The organism is Nocardia araoensis NBRC 100135 (genome assembly GCF_000308435.1).
Lineage (GTDB): Bacteria > Actinomycetota > Actinomycetes > Mycobacteriales > Mycobacteriaceae > Nocardia > Nocardia araoensis.
The window spans coordinates 67149-85243 of the sequence record NZ_BAFR01000204.1; the positions used below are offsets into that span (position 1 = coordinate 67149).

At 67.4% G+C, this 18095-nt stretch carries 21 protein-coding genes and 1 pseudogene; 8 read left to right on the forward strand and 14 right to left on the reverse strand.

Annotated features, from left to right (window positions below):
* Positions 1–133 precede the first annotated feature (133 nt).
* The gene (locus ON21_RS26820; protein WP_039802193.1) at positions 134–673 is read left to right on the forward strand and encodes a GNAT family N-acetyltransferase; all 540 of its coding nucleotides are present in this window, start codon (positions 134–136) and stop codon (positions 671–673) included.
* 108 nt (positions 674–781) lie between these two features.
* On the opposite strand, the gene ON21_RS26825 is transcribed toward ON21_RS26820, so the two are convergent.
* Together ON21_RS26825 and ON21_RS26830 are read right to left on the reverse strand one after the other, a co-directional pair.
* Positions 782–1198, reverse strand: coding sequence for a type II toxin-antitoxin system VapC family toxin (locus tag ON21_RS26825; RefSeq protein ID WP_039802195.1), 417 nt, complete (start codon positions 1196–1198; stop codon positions 782–784).
* Positions 1195–1446, reverse strand: coding sequence for a FitA-like ribbon-helix-helix domain-containing protein (locus ON21_RS26830; RefSeq protein WP_039802363.1), 252 nt, complete (start codon positions 1444–1446; stop codon positions 1195–1197). Before ON21_RS26830 ends, ON21_RS26825 begins: the two co-directional genes overlap by 4 nt.
* 136 nt (positions 1447–1582) lie before the next feature.
* Between ON21_RS26830 and purU the strand changes: the two genes are divergently transcribed.
* Positions 1583–2482, forward strand: a complete 900-nt coding sequence (gene purU, locus ON21_RS26835; RefSeq protein WP_373281157.1) for a formyltetrahydrofolate deformylase — start codon at positions 1583–1585, stop codon at positions 2480–2482.
* Between the two features lie 19 nt (positions 2483–2501).
* Here purU and ON21_RS26840 read toward each other — a convergent pair whose 3' ends face one another.
* From ON21_RS26840 to ON21_RS26860, 5 genes are all read right to left on the reverse strand, one after another.
* Entirely contained in the window at positions 2502–3545 is a 1044-nt protein-coding gene (locus ON21_RS26840) for an alpha/beta fold hydrolase (RefSeq protein ID WP_039802197.1), read from the reverse strand.
* A gap of 92 nt (positions 3546–3637) precedes the next feature.
* Positions 3638–3928: a DUF2516 family protein gene (locus ON21_RS26845; protein ID WP_040870424.1), complete on the reverse strand. Its 291-nt coding sequence runs from the start codon at positions 3926–3928 to the stop codon at positions 3638–3640.
* A gap of 82 nt (positions 3929–4010) precedes the next feature.
* The gene (locus tag ON21_RS26850) at positions 4011–4682 is read right to left on the reverse strand and encodes a heparin-binding hemagglutinin (protein WP_039802201.1); all 672 of its coding nucleotides are present in this window, start codon (positions 4680–4682) and stop codon (positions 4011–4013) included.
* Positions 4679–5185 carry a helix-turn-helix domain-containing protein gene (locus ON21_RS26855; RefSeq protein WP_039802203.1) on the reverse strand — a complete coding sequence of 169 codons (507 nt, stop codon included), beginning with the start codon at positions 5183–5185 and terminating at the stop codon, positions 4679–4681. The genes ON21_RS26850 and ON21_RS26855 overlap by 4 nt, the downstream gene beginning before the upstream one ends.
* A gap of 104 nt (positions 5186–5289) precedes the next feature.
* Entirely contained in the window at positions 5290–6642 is a 1353-nt protein-coding gene (locus tag ON21_RS26860; protein ID WP_157170980.1) for a DUF445 domain-containing protein, read from the reverse strand.
* 217 nt (positions 6643–6859) lie between these two features.
* On the opposite strand from ON21_RS26860, the gene ON21_RS26865 reads away from it, so the two are divergent.
* From ON21_RS26865 to ON21_RS26880, 4 genes and pseudogenes are all read left to right on the forward strand, one after another.
* The gene (locus tag ON21_RS26865) at positions 6860–7543 is read left to right on the forward strand and encodes a TetR/AcrR family transcriptional regulator (protein ID WP_039802205.1); all 684 of its coding nucleotides are present in this window, start codon (positions 6860–6862) and stop codon (positions 7541–7543) included.
* Between the two features lie 222 nt (positions 7544–7765).
* Positions 7766–9178, forward strand: a complete 1413-nt coding sequence (locus tag ON21_RS26870) for an ABC1 kinase family protein (RefSeq protein ID WP_039802206.1) — start codon at positions 7766–7768, stop codon at positions 9176–9178.
* A gap of 37 nt (positions 9179–9215) precedes the next feature.
* Positions 9216–10466: pseudogene (locus ON21_RS26875) on the forward strand (saccharopine dehydrogenase family protein).
* A 13-nt stretch (positions 10467–10479) separates the two neighbouring features.
* Positions 10480–11115 carry a class I SAM-dependent methyltransferase gene (locus tag ON21_RS26880; RefSeq protein ID WP_039802209.1) on the forward strand — a complete coding sequence of 212 codons (636 nt, stop codon included), beginning with the start codon at positions 10480–10482 and terminating at the stop codon, positions 11113–11115.
* 1 nt (position 11116) lies between these two features.
* Here ON21_RS26880 and ON21_RS26885 read toward each other — a convergent pair whose 3' ends face one another.
* The 5 genes from ON21_RS26885 to ON21_RS26905 all read right to left on the reverse strand — a co-directional run bounded on the left by ON21_RS26885 (position 11117) and on the right by ON21_RS26905 (position 14897).
* Positions 11117–11701, reverse strand: coding sequence for a TetR/AcrR family transcriptional regulator (locus ON21_RS26885; protein WP_063821144.1), 585 nt, complete (start codon positions 11699–11701; stop codon positions 11117–11119).
* 90 nt (positions 11702–11791) lie between these two features.
* Positions 11792–12571 (reverse strand): RsmA family anti-sigma factor, encoded by a 780-nt coding sequence (locus ON21_RS36085; RefSeq protein WP_157170981.1) that lies wholly within the window; start codon positions 12569–12571, stop codon positions 11792–11794.
* A 131-nt stretch (positions 12572–12702) separates the two neighbouring features.
* Entirely contained in the window at positions 12703–12933 is a 231-nt protein-coding gene (locus tag ON21_RS26895) for a tautomerase family protein (RefSeq protein ID WP_039802211.1), read from the reverse strand.
* A 19-nt stretch (positions 12934–12952) separates the two neighbouring features.
* Positions 12953–13711, reverse strand: coding sequence for a 2-keto-4-pentenoate hydratase (locus ON21_RS26900; RefSeq protein ID WP_039802212.1), 759 nt, complete (start codon positions 13709–13711; stop codon positions 12953–12955).
* 124 nt (positions 13712–13835) lie between these two features.
* Positions 13836–14897, reverse strand: coding sequence for a YncE family protein (locus ON21_RS26905; protein ID WP_039802214.1), 1062 nt, complete (start codon positions 14895–14897; stop codon positions 13836–13838).
* 148 nt (positions 14898–15045) lie between these two features.
* Between ON21_RS26905 and ON21_RS26910 the strand changes: the two genes are divergently transcribed.
* Positions 15046–15987 carry a LysR family transcriptional regulator gene (locus ON21_RS26910; RefSeq protein WP_051021399.1) on the forward strand — a complete coding sequence of 314 codons (942 nt, stop codon included), beginning with the start codon at positions 15046–15048 and terminating at the stop codon, positions 15985–15987.
* 156 nt (positions 15988–16143) lie between these two features.
* Positions 16144–17034 (forward strand): SDR family oxidoreductase, encoded by an 891-nt coding sequence (locus ON21_RS26915; RefSeq protein ID WP_245562745.1) that lies wholly within the window; start codon positions 16144–16146, stop codon positions 17032–17034.
* Positions 17035–17091: 57 nt separating this feature from the next.
* Here the strand turns inward: ON21_RS26915 and ON21_RS26920 are convergent, their stop codons facing one another.
* Both ON21_RS26920 and ON21_RS26925 read right to left on the reverse strand, forming a co-directional pair.
* Entirely contained in the window at positions 17092–17283 is a 192-nt protein-coding gene (locus ON21_RS26920; protein WP_039802216.1) for a hypothetical protein, read from the reverse strand.
* Between the two features lie 61 nt (positions 17284–17344).
* Positions 17345–18091 carry a GntR family transcriptional regulator gene (locus ON21_RS26925; protein WP_063821141.1) on the reverse strand — a complete coding sequence of 249 codons (747 nt, stop codon included), beginning with the start codon at positions 18089–18091 and terminating at the stop codon, positions 17345–17347.
* Positions 18092–18095: the final 4 nt, after the last annotated feature.

An 18095-nucleotide genomic window follows, 5' to 3' on the forward strand; every position in this document is an offset into this window, starting at 1 on the left:
CGCGCGAATTCCGTTGCGCGCCTGGCAGCAGTTCGCGCACACTCGTAACTGATGGCGCATCGGACAACGTGACGCCACGGTCGACTGACTAACGTGTGCGGATGGGCCCTACTTCGTTCGGGAGGAGACGACCGTGCTGATCCGTCGCGAACGCGTCGACGACGCCGCTGCGATCGCGGCGGTACATCGCAGCGCATTCGCGCCGCGCTATGCCCCCGCCGCGGCCGGTGACCGTCCCGACGCCGATCCGCCCGAGGTGGACTTGGTCGCGAAGTTGCGCAGTGACGAGGGCTGGATCCCGACGCTCTCGCTGGTGGCGATCGAGCACGACAGCGTGGTCGGCCACCTGTGCCTGACCAGAGCCGCTGTCGGCCCGTTCCCCGTGCTGGCGCTCGGCCCGATCGGCGTGCTCGCCGACCATCAGGGCTCCGGAGTCGGCTCGGCCCTCATGCACGCGGCGCTCGGCGCCGCCGACGCCCTCGACGAACCGCTGATCGGCCTGCTCGGCAGCCTGGAGTTCTACCCGCGCTTCGGTTTCGTCCCCGCCGCCCGCTTCGGCATCACCCCCGACGACCCTGCGTGGATCAGCCACTTCCAGGTCCGCTCCCTGTCGGCCTACGACTCCCAGATCACCGGCGAATTCCATTACGCCGAACCGTTTTACAACCTCTGATCGCCCGCTCAGCTCAGGCGCCCGGCTGCGCAGACGAACTGCGCTGCAGGACGCCCAGCACGTCAGCCTGATGCACAATCCTCGCCCTTGCCGAGTACGTAGACGACACTAGGCCCACGGGTCGATGACGGGCACCCCGGCAGCTTTGAACGGCGCGGTATCGCGAGTGGCGACGGCCATCCGAGCAGCACTAGCAGTCGCGGCGATATAGCCGTCGGCAATGCCGATCGCGGCTCCGGTAACGCGGGCCGCGGCCATGAGTTCGGCATACACCGCGGAGGTGGCGACATCGAAAGCGAGCACTCGCCCCGCGAATAGGGGCAACACGCGGGTTTCGAACCTGTCGCGCAGGTTGTCTCGCCGCCTGCCGGGAGGCATCGCGGCAATCCCGAACCGCAACTCGGCCACAGTGACGGCCGACAGGTAGAGAGTGCGCAGAGGTTGAGCGTTGATCCAAGCGACTACGCCAGGGTCCGGAGCCTTGCGCAGCGGTTCGGAGATCACATTCGTATCGAGAACGATCACTCGAACTCCATAGGGCCAGCCGGCCGTCGATCACGAGCGTTCAACGCTTCGAACTCGTCATCGGTGAGCTCGACCTCGCGCCCGATCTCCGCCAACAACGACCCGAGCTCGACCTGCGCCACAGGAGAAACGGCTTCGATGAGGATTGCCCGGACTTCCGCCTCGGTGCTGCGTCCATGCTGCGCGGCACGTACGCGCAGGGCCTCACGGACGTCGTCAGGTAGATCACGAACGGTCAGCCTTGCCATATCCACTCACCCGCTCCAGTTGATAGCAATAGCGCCATTGCCTTCATTGACTCCAATCGTAGACCACACTGGAACTCGGAGCATTCTCTCGACATCGGCCCAGGCTCGGTGATCTGCGGACAGCGCACCTGAAAGGATGGTGCTCATGAGTTCCGCTCCACCCGCCCTGGACGACCGCCGTTACGTGCTGACTCTCGGCTGCCCGGATCGTCCGGGCATCATCGCCCGGATCACGTCGTTCATCGCCGAGTTCGGCGGCTCGATCGTGGAGGCGGGGTATCACTCCGACGCGGACACCGGCTGGTTCTTCACGCGTCAGGCGATCCGAGCCGCGACGGTGCCGTTCGGGATCGCGGAACTGCGTGACCGGTTCGCCGGGGTGGCGGCCGATCTCGGTCCGGAGACCGAATGGCAGCTACTGGACTCCGGCGCGCGCCGCCGCGCGGTCCTGCTGGTCAGCAAGGACGGCCATTGCCTGCACGACCTGCTCGGACGCGCCGTCAGCGGTGAGCTGCCCGCCACCATCGAGGCGGTGATCGGCAACCACCCGGATCTGGCGGCGATGACCGAGGCGCACGGAGTGAAGTTCCATCACGTGCCGTTTCCCAAGGACCCGGCCGAGCGCGGTCCCGCCTTCGAGGAAGTTCGCGCCCTGGTGGACGCGCACGATCCGCACGCGGTGGTACTGGCGCGATTCATGCAGGTGCTGCCGGCCGAGCTGTGCGAGCACTGGGCGGGCCGGGCGATCAACATCCATCACAGCTTCCTGCCCTCGTTCGTCGGCGCTCGCCCGTACCACCAGGCCTTCGCCCGCGGCGTGAAGCTGATCGGAGCCACCTGCCACTACGTGACCGCGGAACTGGACGCGGGCCCGATCATCGAGCAGGACGTCATCCGCATCGACCACGCCGACGAAGTGCGCGACATGGTCCGCCAGGGCCGCGACATCGAGCGAGTGGTCCTGGCGCGCGGCCTGCGCTGGCACCTGGAGGGCCGCGTTCTTGTGCACGGCCGCCGGACGGTCGTCTTCTCCTGACCGGCGCGAACCCGGAGCGTCAGCCCGCGAGATCGGCGCGGCTGGACTTGTGAGCCGCGGCCAGGACGCGCGCGAGTTCCTCGTTGAACCGCTCGTAGGCCTCGACGTTGCCGAGATGTCCGGTGGGCAGCACCTGGTACCGCGCCAGACTGCCGGTCTGCCGGAGCAATTCGACGATGCGCTCGGAGTGCACCGGCGGCGTCATATCGTCGAACTGCCCGGAGATCACCGTCGTGGGGACCACCAGGTTCCTGGCCGCCTCCCCGACGTCCATCGTGGCCAGCAGGAAACCGAACTTCGAGCGCACCCGGGCCGGACACGACCGCACGATGGCCATGCTGAAATCCAGCAGCTCGCCCTTGGCCGCGGTGCTGAGGATCTGACGCGCGAACAGCCAGCGCACCGGCGCGATGGGCGGGAAGACGATCGGGGCGCCGAGACCGAGCCTGCCGAACAGGAACGGCAGCGGCACCTTCAGTTGCAGCAGCCGCAGCGGACGGTTCAGCAGCGGAACGACCGTGGTCTCGAAGACCAACCGGTCCGCCGCGGTATTGGTCAGCAGCACCGCGAGCGCCTGCCGCGCGACCCGCTCGGGATAGCGTGCGGCCCAGGCCTGCAGCGTCATGCCGCCGAGACTGTGGCCGACCAGCACGGCCCGCTGTCCGGGCGCGAGCGCGGCGTCGAGCACGGCGGCCAAGTCGTCGGCCAGCAGGTCCATGGTGAGTTCGCCGGCCCCGTATTCGCTCTCGCCGTGACCGCGCTGGTCGTAGGCGATCACTCGATGGTCGCCTGCGAATGCGTTGATCTGCGGATTCCAGTATTCGAGGCAGCAGGTCCACCCGTGGACGAGCACGATGGCCGGGGCGTCCGACGGACCGTAAGCGTGCACGCGCAGCCGGGCGCCGTCACCCGCGCGGACCGGTATCACCTCGCGAGGCGCGGTCGGGGGGTTGAACGCGGTGGTCTCGTAGGTACGAGACCGCAAGTCGGCGCTGTGCGCGTCGCGCAAGCTCCGGAGCAGACCCGGGAAGCTCGTCAACGCGGTCGGCAGCATGGCACGCATCGGACACTCCTTTGTGTTACTGGTAGATACAGTAACCCCGATTCGCGCCGCTTGCTAGTGCAAGCACCCTTACCTGTCGGCAGACTCCGCCCTCACCAGCGCGGACCCCGCTGCACCTCGTCCACCTTGGGCCGGACGTCGGCCAAGTAGACACCCGTGGCGATGATCGCCGCGAAGGAGAGCAGGCCCAGACCCGCGGGCGAGAGCAGGAGCACGAGCACAGCCGCCCCGAGAATCGCCAGCCAGATCGGCTTGGTCAGCTTGTCCACCGCGGTGAACGCGTCCGGACGCTGACGCACGGCGTGGATCAGCGCGAAAATCGTCGCACCGAGCGCCGCCAGCCACAGCACCAGCAGGATCATCCCGGTCAATCCGTGCACCATGTTCACCCCACCCATCATAGAAGCAACGCCCCCGCACACCAGGGGTGTGCGAGGGCGTCGAAATGCCTCAGCGGCGGGTTGTTCAGGCCTTCTTGGGGGCGGCCTTCTTCGCCGGGGCCTTCTTGGCGGCGGGAGCCTTCTTGGCCGGAGCCTTCTTGGCCTCACCGTTGGCGACCGGAGCGTCCTCGGTGGTCACCTCGACGACCTCGGCCTCGACGACCGGCGCAAGATCGGCCACCTCGTCGGCCGCGACCTCGGCCTCGGTCTTCGCCGGACGGCCGATCAGTCCGTTGACGCGCCCGAGCACGTCCTCGGCGCGGCTCACCGCGTCGCCGTAGAGGGTCTCGACCTTGCCGATCCGCTCGTCGACGACCTGGTTGGCGCGCAGCCGCTCGATGGTCTCCTCACCGCGGACGGCGAGGTCGGCGTAGATGTCGAGCGCCTGCCGGTAGTACTTCTCGGCCAGCGCGCGCAGCTCCTCGGCGGTGAACCGCTCGCGCAGCTCGGCGAGGTCGTCCGGCAGCTCCGAGGGCAGTCCGGACAGCCGCTCGCGCAGCGACTCGAACCGGTCCTGGACGTCGGCGGGAACGTTGGCGAAGCGCTCGCGCGCCTCCTCCACCCGGGCCTGCACCTCGGTGGCGGCCGCACGTTCACGCACCTGGGCGAAAACGTCGTTGACGGCGGCGTAGAGGGCGTCACCCGCGCCGACGGTGGCGAGCAAGGGCTTGGTGACGGTGGCGTTCTTCTCGGTCATGGTGTTTCGTTCTCCTGGCGTGGCGGAGTTTCGGTTGTCGTGCGCGGAACGTCGCTGTCCCATACGTCCCCCCCTACCTCGTTTCCTCCGTTTTCCCGGCGAAACGATTCATAGATGTCCAGCAGCACCTGCTTCTGCCGCTCACTGATGAAGGTGTCGGCGAGCAGTGCGTCCCGGACCGGACTGTGCGGCCGCTGCTCGAGATAGCCAGCCCGTACGTACAAGACCTCCGAAGAGACCCGCAGCGCCTTCGCGATCTGCGTGAGCACTTCGGCGGACGGATTACGCAGTCCGCGCTCGATCTGACTGAGGTACGGATTGCTCACCCCCGCCAGCTGGGCGAGCTGACGCAACGAGACTTGCGCGGCTTCTCGCTGCGCCCTGATGAAGCCTCCGATGTCGTGCGCCGCACTGACGACGCGACCCCCTCGTTCGCCGACGCCGGACGAATGCTCGTTCGGTCTATCGGTGTACTCGGCGGAAACCTCGGGCTGGTCAGCCATCACTCACCTTCTGGCGGTTGTACGAATTCGATTCTAGGTCAGGGTGCTAGCTATTGCAAGCAGTCTGCTAGCAGCGTTTCGGCAAACGTTCCGCACGCCGCGGATCAACCGCCGAACATCAGGTGGGAAATCGTGTAGATCGCCAGTCCGGCAAGCGAACCGACGACGGTTCCGTTGATGCGGATGAATTGCAGATCCCGGCCGACCTGCAATTCGATCTTCTTGCTGGCTTCTTCGGCATCCCACCGGGCAACCGTGTCGGTGACCAGGGTGCTGATCTCACCGGCATAGTTTTCCACCAGGTAGCGCGCGCCGCGATCGATCCAGCCGTCGACCTTGGCCCGCATATCCGCGTCGTCGCGCAGGCGTTCGCCGAGCTGCTGCACGTTCTCGGCGACCTTGCGCCGCAGCGTGCTGCTCGGATCGTCGGCGGACTCCAGGATCAGCCGCTTCGCCGCGCGCCATGTGGCCGAGGCCAGCCCGGTGATCTCCTCCCGGCCCATGATCTGCGCCTTGACCCGCTCCGCCTTTTTGATCATGGCGTCGTCGAATTGCAGGTCCTCGGCGAATTCCTCCAGGAACCGATTGGCGGCGAGCCGAGCCTCGTGCTCCGGATCGGAGCGGACTTTCCAGGTGAACTCGACCAGTTCCCGATAGATCCGCTCGGAAAGCAGGATGTTGACGAATTTCGGCGCCCACTGCGGCGCGTCCCGCAAGACGATCCGATCGATCGTCTCCTGGGATGCGAGCGCCCACTGGTGGGCGCGCTCGGCGAGCAGATCCAGCAGCGCCAGCTGCCGGTTGTCGGCGAGCAGTTCCGCCAGCACCCGACCGATCGGCGGACCCCACAGCGGCTCGGCGATCCGCTTGACGATGGTGTTGTCGATGACCTGCTCCACGTCCTCGTCGCGCAGGACGCCGACGACGGCGCGCAGGATCGTCGAGCTCTCCTGCGCCACGCGCGCGGCGTGACCGGGATCGGCCATCCAGCGCCCGACCCGCCAGGAGATCTGCGCCGAGTTCACCTTGGCCGACACCACCTCGGGCGCCAGGAAGTTGGTGCCGACGAAAGTACCGAGACTCGCGCCGAGCTGGTCTTTCTTCCGCCGGATGATCGCCGTGTGCGGAATCGGCAGGCCGAGCGGGTGACGGAACAGGGCGGTCACCGCGAACCAGTCCGCCAGCGCGCCGACCATGCCCGCCTCCGACGCGGCCCGCAGGTAACCGACCCAGTCGCCGCCCGCCCCGCGCGATTCGGTCCAGCGGCAGAACAGATAGATCGCGGTGGCCAGGGCGAGCAAGCCGGTGGCGAACGCCTTCATGCGCCAGAGGTCACGACGCTTGGCCGCCTCGTCGAGCACGGCGGCGAAGCCGAGGGGCGCGGCGGCGGGCGTGGCGTCTCCGGCGCGCTCGCCCCGGGCGTTCAGCACCGCGGTGTTGCCGGGAGCTTTCTCCATGCCTCCCATTCTGCTGTGCGCGGCGAAGTCGGCCAGTCCGCGAGCGAATGTGCACACTCCGGACGCCCCCTGCGCTGTGGTTCCTACCGCATCCGGGCTCAAAAGCGCATATCACGGGTAGCGGGGACCTAAGCTGGTAGCCACCGAGCCCGAACGAACGAGGGAGCCCACGCTGTCCACCGAAGACCTTGTCGATATCGACGAGCGACCGTCGGCGGTGCGCGGCGGCCGGATGGACGGCCGCAAGCGCCGGTGGCGGCAACACAAGATCGACCGCCGCGAAGAGCTCGTCGACGGCACCCTCGCCGCCGTGCGCGCTCGCGGCAGCAACGCGGGCATGGACGAGATCGCCGCGGAGATCGGCGTCTCCAAGACCGTGCTCTACCGCTACTTCTCCGACAAGAACGACCTGGTCCACGCGACCATGCAGCGGTTCATCGAGACCACGCTGATGCCGCGGGTGTACGGCGCGATCAGCCTGGACGCCGACGAGTACCAACTGGTGCGCTCGGCCCTGGCCGAGTACGTCGGTACGGTCGACGAGGATCCCGAGGTCTACCGCTTCATCATGGGCAACGGCTCGGCCGACCAGTCCTCGCTCGCGGAGTTCGAGAAGCTCTTCGCCGAGGTGGTGTGCGCGGTCATCACCGAGCGCGCCAAAGACCGTGGCGTGGCGACCGAGGGCGCCGCGCTGGCGTCCTACGTGCTGGTCGGCGGTATCCAACTGGCCACGCACTGGTGGACCACCAACAAGTCGCTGTCCCGCGAGGACGTGATCGACTACCTCACCATGCTCGCCTGGAGCGCCATCGAGGGCATGGCCCGTGCGGGCGGCTCGCCCGCGGCGTTCAACGCGCAGCAGCACGTGCTGCCCGCACCCGAGACGCCCGCGCAGGACTGATCGAGCCCATCGCCCGTGGTGCTAGCTGGACCGCTTGCAAAAGTTCACCAGCGCTCTCGACTTTGCCGAAACCTTGGCTAGTCTGAACCCGAGCGGTGCGCCGAGTGCGTTGCGTCACCGCCGGCGCCGTACTCGACGGCGGTCCGCGCGGGACACCACTGTCCCCCGTGCTGCCGCCTGCGCGTCCGTCGCTCCGACCGCGGCACCAACGGAGGTACCTCGATGGCGAAGCAAGTACCGACCTCTCGGCTTGCTCGTGGCACGAAACTGGGCGCGGTGGCAGCCAGTACGGTGCTTCGCAACCAGCGCACGCGGTTGACCATGCGGGGCAGATCCGAGGCCGTCCGGGCGAAGATGGCCGAGGAATCGATGATCCGCACCACCGAGCAGGTGGTCACGGTGCTGGGCACCATGAAGGGCGTCGCCATGAAGCTCGGCCAGATGATGTCGGTGCTCGATCTGGATCTGGTGCCCGAGGATCACCGGGAGCGGTTCCAGAAACGCCTTGCCGTGCTGCGCAACGCGGCACCGACGGTCTCCTTCGCGGCCATGCGCCAGGTGATCGAGGACGATTTCGGCAAGCCGCTCGACGCGGTCTTCGCCGAGTTCGACGCCGAGCCCGTCGCGGCCGCCTCGATCGGCCAGGTGTACCGGGCGCGACTACACGACGGCCGCGAGGTCGCGGTGAAGGTCCAGTACCCGGGCATCGACGCCGCGGTGCGCGCCGACCTGAAGAATCTGGCCATGTTCCGGCGCGTGCTGCAGTCCGCGATGCCGTGGGTGACGCCAGCGGTGCTGGACGAGCTGCGGCTGAACATGGAGGCCGAACTCGACTACCGGGCCGAGGCGGCCACCCAGTTGCAGATCGCCGAGCTGTACGCCGGGCACCCGTTCGTCATCGTTCCGCGCTCGCTGCCGGAGTTCTCCACCACGCGGGTGCTGGTCACCGAATACGTGGAGGGCAAGGGCTTCGAAGAGATCCGGCAGCTGCCCCAGGCGGAGCGCGACCGGATCGGCGAGATCATCTACCGGTTCTACGTAGGATCGCTGTTCACCTTCAACGAGTTCTGCGGCGATCCGCACCCGGGCAACGTGCTGCTGGCCGGGGACGGCCGGGTCGGCTTCCTGGATTTCGGATTGTTCAACCGCATGGATGCCGAGCACGTGCAGTTCGAGCTGGTCTGCCTGCGGGCCGCCGCCGAAGATCGCGCCGAAGACCTGCGCGAGTTGATGATCAAACGCGGCGTCATCGATTCACCGCAGGAGATCGGCGCGGAGGAGTGCCTGGAATACGTGCTGGCCGCCTCGGAATGGTGTCTGATCGACGAGGAGCTGACCATCACGCCCGAGCTGGCCAGCGGCGCCTTCCTGCTCGCGGTCGACCCGAGGGCCAGCGAGTTCACCGGGATGAAGCAGCAGAATCTGCCGCCGGAGCACCTCTTCTCGCGCCGCGCCGACTTCCTGACCTTCGGCATGCTCGGTCACCTCGGCTGCACTGGGAACTGGCATCGCATCGCCAGGGAATGGCTCTACGACGAACCACCGGTCACCGAGCTCGGCCGGGCCCATCACGCCTGGCTCGCCGACCGCCCGCACGCCGCGCCGCAACGGGCGCGCAAGAAGACCACCAAGTAGCCGCCGACCCGGCGGCGCGACCGCAGAACGGAAGACCATGGCAGACACACGGGAATTCGACCTAGTCCTCTTCGGCGCGACGGGTTTCGTCGGCAAGCTCACCGCGGAATATCTCACCGGAGCCGCGCCGGAATCCGCGCGGATCGCGCTGGCGGGACGATCGCTGGACAAGTTGACCGCCGTACGCGACGGCCTCGGTCCGAAGGCCGCGAACTGGGGCCTGGTGGTGGCCGACTCGAAAGACCAAGCCGCGCTGGACGAACTGGCGGCGCGCACCAAGGTCGTGGTCACCACGGTCGGCCCGTACCTGCGCTACGGGATGCCGCTGGTGGCGGCGTGCGCCAAGGCAGGCACCCATTACGCCGACCTCACCGGTGAGCCGCTGTTCATCCGTGAGGCCATCGACGCCTATCACGAACAAGCCGTCGCGACAGGCGCGAAGATCGTGAATTCCTGTGGCTACGACTCGATTCCGTCCGATCTGAGCGTGTACCAGCTCTACCGCCGCACGGTCGAGGACAACAGCGGCGAGCTCGTCGACACCACGCTGGTGGCTTCGCTCAAGGGCGGCGTCAGCGGCGGCACCATCGATTCCGGCCGCGCCATGATGGAGGCGGTCGCCGCCGACCCGGCCAAGGGCAAGGTGCTGTCGCACCCGTACTCGCTGAGCCCGGACAGGTCGATGGATCCCGACGTCGGCCGCCAGTCCGATCAGGCGCTGTCGCGGGCGAGCGCCATCGACCCCAGCCTGGACGGGTGGGTGAGCACGTTCGTCATGGCCGCGCACAACACCAAGGTCGTTCGCCGCTCCAATGGGCTGCTGGGCTGGGTGTACGGCAAGAACTTCCGCTATCGCGAGGTGATGAGCGCGGGGAAGTCGCGGCTGGCGCCGCTGGTCGCGGCGGGCATGGCGGGCGGCATCGTGGCGGGCTTGACCGCGGGCGCGCTGCTGTCGCGGGCCTCGGCCGGGCGCAAGCTGCTCGATCGCGTGCTGCCGAAGCCGGGCACCGGGCCCAGCGAGCAGGCCCGCAAGAGCGGCTGATTCTCCATGAAGACGTTCGCGCACACCACCTCGGGCGCGAAGTACGTGGCCACCTTCTCCGGCACCGGCGACCCGGGCTACCAGGCCACCGCCGTGCTCCTCGGCGAGAGCGGTCTGTGCCTGGCGTTCGACACCGACAAGCAGCCCGAGCTAGCTGGCATTCTCACCCCGGCAGCGGCGATGGGCGACGCGCTCACCGAGCGGCTGCGCGCGGCGGGCATGACGATCGCCGTCGAGCGTGCCTGAGGGACGCGCTTCGGTGAATCTCGCACGAAAGACGATGAATGCCCCTGCGCTCGCCGCGGTGTACGAGCGAGCCTGGCGGCCCACACTGTTCTATCTCGCCAGTGGGCGAACCACCGCGGCCGACCGGCGCGACGCGGTCTCCACCCTGCGGCTCGGCGGCGCGCAGAAGGTGCTCGACATCGCTTGCGGGCCGGGCAATTTCACCAGGTATCTGAGTGAAGCGCTGTCCGGCAACGGCTATGCGATCGGCTTGGACTATTCCGAGCCGATGCTGGCGCGCGCCGTCGCGGACAACGCCGGACCGCGCGTCGGATATCTGCGCGGCGACGCCCGCGCACTGCCGTTCGCGGACGAGACCTTCGACGCGGTCTGCTGTTTCGGCGCGCTCTACCTCATCCCCGACCCGATCGTGGCCGCCCGCGAGATGATCCGCGTCCTCGCCCCCGGTGGCCGCATCGCCATCACGACCAGCCACCGGGCCCCCAACCCCATCGGCGAGATGAGCCGCGTCGTAGGCGGTTTGAGCGGCCTGCGGGTGTTCGGCAGCCGGACGTTTCCCGCCCTGTTCGCCGAGCAGGGCTTGGTGGAGATCGACCAACGGGTCCATCGCCTGCTCCAGTACGTCAGCGCGACGAAACCCCCGCGCTAGATCAGCACGACGGAGCGCCGCCTTCGGCGGTGCGCGGTACTCGATCGACGGTGACGGTCCGGATCAGGAACTCGAGTTTGTCCACGACCTGATCGAGCGCCCGGGGGCTGCGCTCCACCCGGCACATCGCCACCGTGCCCTCGACCGCGGCGACGATCAGCGTGGCGGTCTGCTCGGCGTCGACCTCGTTCGCGCCGTGGTCGCGCAACGACCGCGCCAGCAGTCCGGTCCAGTTCTCGAACGCGGAAGCGGCGGCGCGCTGCGGCTCGTCGTCGTCTCCCCGATCCTCGATCGAGACCGCGAGCACCGGGCAACCGGCCTGGAAATCGTTGTCGACCAGAACCTTTCGCCACATGTCCACGAACGACCGCAATCCGGCGACCGGCCCGGCGGGCAGCCCTCGCGCGAGTTTGCGGGCGGCCAGCGCATCGGCGAAGCGCACGGCTTCGGCCGCCAGCTGCGCTTTGCCACCCGGGAAGTAGTGGTAGGTGGAGCCCAGCGGGGCCTGGGCGTGCTTGGCCAGCTCCCGCACGCTGGTCGCGTTCAGACCGCGGCGGCGGATCATGTCGGCCGCGCCTGCCACCATCCGATCCCGCGCCTGCGGCGTTTCGGCCACCCTTCTCCTCCCTCGCTCATGACGACTGTCATAGCCTACCGCGTCCGCCTCCGCGCGAGGTCAGCCGATGTCCTGCAACACCCTCCGCTGCGGGTCATCGGTAGTGCAGCCGGTTCCGACGACCAGAGCGGTGATGGCGGGCGGTTGCGGGCCGTTGAGCAGGATGAGCACCGCGTCGCGGCCGTGGAACGCGATGTCGGCCGCGCCGAGGACGGCACGGTCGAGCCCGTTGGCGTGGACACAGCGCCGCAGCGCCTCCGGGTCGGCGAGAGAGCCGGTGACGGTGTGGCGGCCCAGCGCGCCGAGGGCCATGGTGGCGGTGAGGCCGTCGTTGCCGATGGTGGATCGTGCGATGGGGGCGGGGTCGTCACGGCCGTCCAGCGTCGAGATGACCGAGCCCGCTGCGATGACGGCGACGATTGCCGCGGCCGCCGCGGCGAACCAGCGCGCCCTGGTGCGGTGTACGTCGACAGCGACCGAGGGAAGCGTGCCTGATTCGGAAACTTCTGGGTCGCAGGGAAATTCGCCGTCCCGCACGCGCGCGGGCAGATGAACCGTGGCGTTCTGCGCCACGTCGTCGGATGGCCGGAGCGTGTCGACGAATTCGGTGAGCCGGGCGGTGACCTCCTCCGGCATGGCGTGGATGATGTGTTCGTCCCGGCCCAGTGCACCCAATTCCGCGCTCACCTCGTCCAGCCCGCGCAGATATCGCACCGCCTGCTGATCACGCGAGACGATGGGCCACAACCGCTCGTGTTGCGCGGCAGTCACATTGCCGGCATGCAGGTCGGCCAGCAACTCCGGCGTGAACGGAGGCTGCGGCACCGTCCGCGTTGCCATCGCACCTCCGTTGTTCGCATCCGACATCGCACGATTCCCTCGACACAGGACCCGCCTGCGCATCGGTCACACGTTCGTCACTACTACTGACGCATCCCGACCACCCCAGGTTCCCTGGATGGCCGAGAAAATCACCCCGCGCTGCTGGTGTCGTATGCCGATGCTGCCGACTCGGCGTGGTAGTCGGAATAGGTCTCACCCGCGATGAAGAACAACTCGGGCGAGTACTTGTCGATGAGGATGCGGACAGTCTCACCCGGTGCACCGAGAAACCGCGACGCCGCTTCGGTGACGGCTCTGGCGAATTCCTGAAGTTCTTGCGTCTGGTGCTTTTCGACGAGCGACACCTGGATGATAGGCATGGACTTGCTCCTTTACCGGCTATGCGCAGCGCAGCGTGAGGCGACCGAGATGGCCGATGTCGACGGTGACGGCATCGCCGGCCGCGATCGGAACCGCGGCGGTCAGCCCGCCGGAGAAGATGATCTGGCCTCGGCGCAGGCCGGTGTCGCCGTCGGCGTGCAGACGGCGAGCCAGCCAGGCCACGGCCCGCGCGGGATGGCCCATGACTGCTGCGCCGGTCGCGGATTCCACGACATGGCCGTTCTTTTCCATCGTCACGCCGACGAGGTCCAAATCGAAGTCTTCGAGAGGTCTGGATGGCCCTACGAGATAGCGGCCCGCTGCTACGTTGTCGGCGGCCAGGTCGGCGGGGGTGAAACGGTAGTCCTCGAAGCTGGAGTCCAGTATCTCGATGCCCGCGGCGACGGCTACGGTGGCGCCCAGAACGTCGGCGACGTCGATGTGTGGGCCGGTGAGGTCGGCGCCGAGGGTGAACACGATTTCCGGTTCGGCACGGGGCTGGATGAGTTCGCCGGTCGGCAGAGGTCGACCTGGGTCCAGCGCCATGGCGGCCTCCAGGTACCCGTAGAGGGGGGTTTCGACGCCGACCTGCCGTTGCTTGACGGTGGAAGTCAACCCCAGCTTCCACCCAGCCAAGCGCCTGCCCCGTCGGCGGTACCGCTGGACCGCGTAACCCATTGCGAGATCCAGGCTCGGATCACTGTCGGTGAATGGCGCGATTGCGACGTGTCGACGACGGGCGGTATCGAGCCGTGCCGCGATGTCGGTGATGGTCATTATGTGAGGGCTCCCTGGGTGACCTCGAGGCGTACGCGCCCGAGATGGTCGAAAGCAGTGAGTGGGCAACGTCGCCTGGTCGCATTCGTGGCAGCGGAAGGCACCCGCACCGATGCCCGGCGGATCAGTGGGGACGCGGTATGTAGGCCAGGCCGTGAGCGCCGGGTTCGCCCCGCTTCGGGATGTCCAGCGAGCTGAGCAGTTCCCAAGTCCGCAAGTCGACGATGTCGACGGTCGATGAACTGACGGACGCGATGTAGCCCAGTCGCCCGTCGGGAGAAGAGGTGATCGTGAGAGGGAACGCGCCGGTCAATTCGACTTGGGCGATCTGCTCGCGGGTATCCGTTGCGAAAGCGGTCAACCTCCCCGGGATCTGTCGTCCGAGTTTCGAAGACGCGTCGGCCGACATCCGCAGTTCTCCGGCGAGGAGGCTGCCGGTGCTGGTCAGACAGACCGGGAACACTACGTTCTCGGTGGACAGCACATCGACGACCGTGGCGGTCTTGGTATCGATGACGCGGATCCCGGCAGGTGGTTGTTCGGCGTTGCGACCCGGCTCGAACGACCCATATGGCGCGGCGACATAGAGTTCGCCGCCGTCCGCGGAAACCGCGAGCCCCTCACTGCCGGGAACTTCTACGGTGGTGGTCAAGGTCTCCGCGACCAGGTCCACGATGGAGATGAACGGTGCCTCCTTATTGCTGGCATAGCCTTTCTCGCCGGACGGGTCGATGACGAACCAGTGCGGCCCGGGCGCGCCGGTGTCGATGCGCCCTAGCGGTTTCCGCGTCTCCGTATCGATGACAACAACGCCACCAGGGCGTTCGTTGGATCCCTCGACGCTGACGTACAGGCGGCTGCGTGCGGTATCGATGGCCAGACCGTGCGGCCCGTGCTCTGGAGTTATGTCGATGACGTCGACGATCCGTCGTAGGTCGGGGTCGATGACGGTCAACTGGGTACGTCGGCCGGCGTTCGCATGGTAGTAGCCCGAGTAGTAGGTGTTGGTGCACCACAGCAGACGCCGCGTCGGGTCGAAACACAGTTCGTGGGGCTCGGCGAGGAGTTCGACGGCCCCCAACTCCTTGTCGGTAGCGGCGTTGAAAAACGTGACTGTCGGGCCACTTTGGCTGACCACGGCCAAGATATCTCCGTCGCGGCCGTCGCGGGCCGAGGGAACAGTCATTGCGGTTGCCTCCTGGACTCGGGTGCATGGATGGATCTCGTGGGTAGCTACGCTCCTAGCCTTCACTCAGGCCATTTATCAGGCAATGCAATGATTGGTAATTAATAGTTATCGCTGAAGTTAATAAACTTGGGGTGTGGTGTCGTCGATGGATCTGAATCTGCTGCGCGTCTTGGATGTTCTCCTGCAGGAGAACAGCGTCACAGTGGCTGCCGAACGGCTGGGGACCTCTCCGCCCGCGGTCAGCCGTTCGCTGTCCACACTTCGCAGAGTCACTGGAGATCCCCTGCTCGTGCGTGCCGGACAGGGCATGGTCCCGACCCAGCGCGCCATCGAGATCCGGGATACCTTGAGCGCATTGCTACGTCAGGCCGATCAAATCCTGCGCCCCGGTGTCGAATTCGATCCCCGCGACCTCCGACGAACCTTCGCTGTGCAGGCCGCCGATCTCTTCCTGACCGGATGGGCCGTGCCCCTGCTCGAAAGACTGCGGCGCTGCGCACCCGGGATCGATGTCGTCTTCGTGCCCGAGTCGACGGAAGGCACCGCCGCGCTCCGGCGCGGTGATGTCGACGTGGAATTGGGCGTCTTGCAACACCTCGACCCGGAAAGCCGCGCCGAAACTTTGCTGACGATGCCGGTCATCGGAGTGGCCGGGGAGGGGAATCCGCTGTTCGACGCACCGATCGACGCTGCCAGGTTCGCCGCGGCGGACCATATCGGAGTCTCGCGGCGGGGGAAGCTCCGTGGCCCCATCGACGATGCCCTTGCGCGATTGGGCTTGGACCGCAGAGTCGCGGTCGTCGTACCCAGTCACACCAGTGCGATTCTGTTGGCCCGATCTACCGATCTTGTCGCTTTGACAGCCGCGAACTGGCTGAGCGCCCTCGCCACCGATCTGGGTCTGCGAACCTTTCCGATTCCACTCGAACTGCCACTCGTCGAAATAGGGATCGCCTGGCATCCGCGCAACGACAACGATCCCGCTCACCGATGGTTTCGCAGCCAATTGTCGGCGATAGTCCTACAGTCGCGGCTGGTCACAGGCAGCGACGCTGCTGCCGACCGGCGGACCGGCGACGACGTGTAACCGTCGACGGTCACGCCCACTCGCCAGCTCACGGCGCGCCCCGGAGTATCGCGATCGACGACGCACACCCATCCGGACTCGATCGCGCACTATCGGATACGACGGGGCACTAGCCTGACTCGACAAGATCGCGTATTCCAGCCAGAGGACCCCACCATGAACAGTCCCCTATCCATGCCCGCGTCCGCTCGAGGAGAGGCGACCGGGGAGCTGCTCGCGGGAAGGACCGCCGTGATCACCGGAGCCAGCCGTGGCATCGGCCTTGCCATCGCGATCAGGTTCGCGGCGGAGGGCGCGAACGTCGCGATGATCGCCCGCACCCAGGAGCCACACCCCAAACTGCCCGGCACCATCCACACCGCCGCCGCGGAGGCGGAAGCCGCGGGCGGCGCCGTACTGCCCCTGGTGGCGGATGTCCGCGACGACAAGGCGATGGCCGAAGCGGTCGATCGGATCGTCGAGCGCTTCGGCGGCATCGACATCCTGGTCAACAACGCGGGATCGGTCGACCTCACCGGTGCCGAGCAGATCGGCATGCAGCGCTACGACCACATGCAAGCCGTCAATCTCCGTGCGCCTTTCCTGCTGTCCAAGCTGGCGCTGCCGCACCTGCGCGCCTCGGCGCCGGCCGGGCGGAATCCGCATATCCTCACGCTTTCCCCACCGCTCAACATGAACCCTGAACATGTGGGCAACGGAGTGGCCTACACCGTCTCCAAATACGGTGTCAGCGTCGCCACCATCGGTCTGGCACAAGAGTTCCGGCCCTATGGCATCGCGGTGAACTCGCTGTGGCCGCGCACGAAGATCGACACCGCGGCGGTGCGCAACCTGCTCGGCGGCGCGGAAGCGGTCGCCGCATCGCGCAACCCGTTCATCTGCGCGGACGCCGCTTTGCTGATCGTGACCAGCCCCGCGACGACCTACACCGGGCAGCTTCTCCTGGACGAGGATGTCCTGGCTGCCCATGGCCGCACCGATCTGGACCACTACCGGGTCGTACCGGGTTCCGGCGCGCTGGCCAACGACCTCTTCATCGACGCGTAGACCAGGTATCCGAAACACGCACCGGCACTGAAGTTTCGGACGACCACCGTGAATCGGTCACGGCGCGGGCGAAGCGGTGCCGAGATCGACCATGCGGTGCAGGATCGCGGGCGCGAGCGCCAATTCGAATTCGGTTCCGCCGCTTTCGAAGACGAAGGCCAAGAAGTCGTCACGCGGCACCGGGGCCAGGCGGACCGAACACTGCTCTCCCACGACCACCCAGCCGCCGACGGTCAACTGATCGGACATCGCCCCTCCCACCCTTCGACACTTCCGACAAGTGGACTATGCCAGTGGCGGCACCGGGGTGTCAACGGCGGAAATCGGCCGCTGAACTGGCCGGATACTCGTGCTCCATGATCGGGCGGCCGGGCGGGTGGACGCTCTCGCGGTACTCCAGCGCGACGCCGAGGGCGTCCAGGCCGATGCGGTACACGACCAGCACCGCCGCCGGATGCGGGAGCGCGAGACGGCGGCATTCGTCATCGGTGGCCAGCCGAGCGCCGACGCTCTCCCGCACGACCGCGGCGGCGCGGCCGATCGCGGCTTCCAGATGCCGCACGACCGCGCCCGACACGGGCACGGACCCGCGGACCAACGCGGCGGCCTCGGCGAAATCGCCCGGATACCAGCATGTGACCAGCCGCATGGCCCCGGAATTGCTCTCGCTCGTCAGCTTCAGAGTGATCACCGGACTCGCCTCGGGCAGACCGAGCGAATCGGTGACCTCCCGTGGTCCTTCCACCATCTCCGCTTCCAGCACGGTCACCGAATCGCCCTCGGACGCAGCCGGTCCGTACCGGGGCGCGCTCTCGCGCAGCAGCGCCGACCGGTCGGCCACATAGGTGCCCGACCCACGGCGGGAAGTGACGATTCCCTGCTGACGCAGGGTATTCAGCGCTTTGGCGGCGGTGGGCCTGGCCACCTTCCAACGTGCGGCGAGTTCGCGCTCGGACGGCACTTCGGCGCCGGGAGCCAGGTCCCCGCGCTCGATCAGATCTCGCAAATGCCCGGAGATCTGCAAGTATTTCGGAACTACGCCATCGATTTCGGCCACTGGT

What these genes read in the sequence shown, in the direction of transcription:
- ON21_RS26845 (WP_040870424.1), bottom strand. Translation starts at nt 3,928, where the DNA reads ATGGTGCACGGATTGACCGGGATGATCCTGCTGGTGCTGTGGCTGGCG.
- ON21_RS26905 (WP_039802214.1), bottom strand. Translation starts at nt 14,897, where the DNA reads ATGACTGTTCCCTCGGCCCGCGACGGCCGCGACGGAGATATCTTGGCC.
- ON21_RS26870 (WP_039802206.1), top strand. Translation starts at nt 7,766, where the DNA reads ATGGCGAAGCAAGTACCGACCTCTCGGCTTGCTCGTGGCACGAAACTG.
- ON21_RS26920 (WP_039802216.1), bottom strand. Translation starts at nt 17,283, where the DNA reads ATGTCCGATCAGTTGACCGTCGGCGGCTGGGTGGTCGTGGGAGAGCAG.
- purU (WP_373281157.1), top strand. Translation starts at nt 1,583, where the DNA reads ATGGTGCTCATGAGTTCCGCTCCACCCGCCCTGGACGACCGCCGTTAC.
- ON21_RS26915 (WP_245562745.1), top strand. Translation starts at nt 16,144, where the DNA reads ATGAACAGTCCCCTATCCATGCCCGCGTCCGCTCGAGGAGAGGCGACC.
- ON21_RS26855 (WP_039802203.1), bottom strand. Translation starts at nt 5,185, where the DNA reads ATGGCTGACCAGCCCGAGGTTTCCGCCGAGTACACCGATAGACCGAAC.
- ON21_RS26910 (WP_051021399.1), top strand. Translation starts at nt 15,046, where the DNA reads ATGGATCTGAATCTGCTGCGCGTCTTGGATGTTCTCCTGCAGGAGAAC.
- ON21_RS26900 (WP_039802212.1), bottom strand. Translation starts at nt 13,711, where the DNA reads ATGACCATCACCGACATCGCGGCACGGCTCGATACCGCCCGTCGTCGA.
- ON21_RS26885 (WP_063821144.1), bottom strand. Translation starts at nt 11,701, where the DNA reads ATGGTGGCAGGCGCGGCCGACATGATCCGCCGCCGCGGTCTGAACGCG.
- ON21_RS26840 (WP_039802197.1), bottom strand. Translation starts at nt 3,545, where the DNA reads ATGCGTGCCATGCTGCCGACCGCGTTGACGAGCTTCCCGGGTCTGCTC.
- ON21_RS36085 (WP_157170981.1), bottom strand. Translation starts at nt 12,571, where the DNA reads ATGGCAACGCGGACGGTGCCGCAGCCTCCGTTCACGCCGGAGTTGCTG.
- ON21_RS26850 (WP_039802201.1), bottom strand. Translation starts at nt 4,682, where the DNA reads ATGACCGAGAAGAACGCCACCGTCACCAAGCCCTTGCTCGCCACCGTC.
- ON21_RS26895 (WP_039802211.1), bottom strand. Translation starts at nt 12,933, where the DNA reads ATGCCTATCATCCAGGTGTCGCTCGTCGAAAAGCACCAGACGCAAGAA.
- ON21_RS26830 (WP_039802363.1), bottom strand. Translation starts at nt 1,446, where the DNA reads ATGGCAAGGCTGACCGTTCGTGATCTACCTGACGACGTCCGTGAGGCC.
- ON21_RS26860 (WP_157170980.1), bottom strand. Translation starts at nt 6,642, where the DNA reads ATGGAGAAAGCTCCCGGCAACACCGCGGTGCTGAACGCCCGGGGCGAG.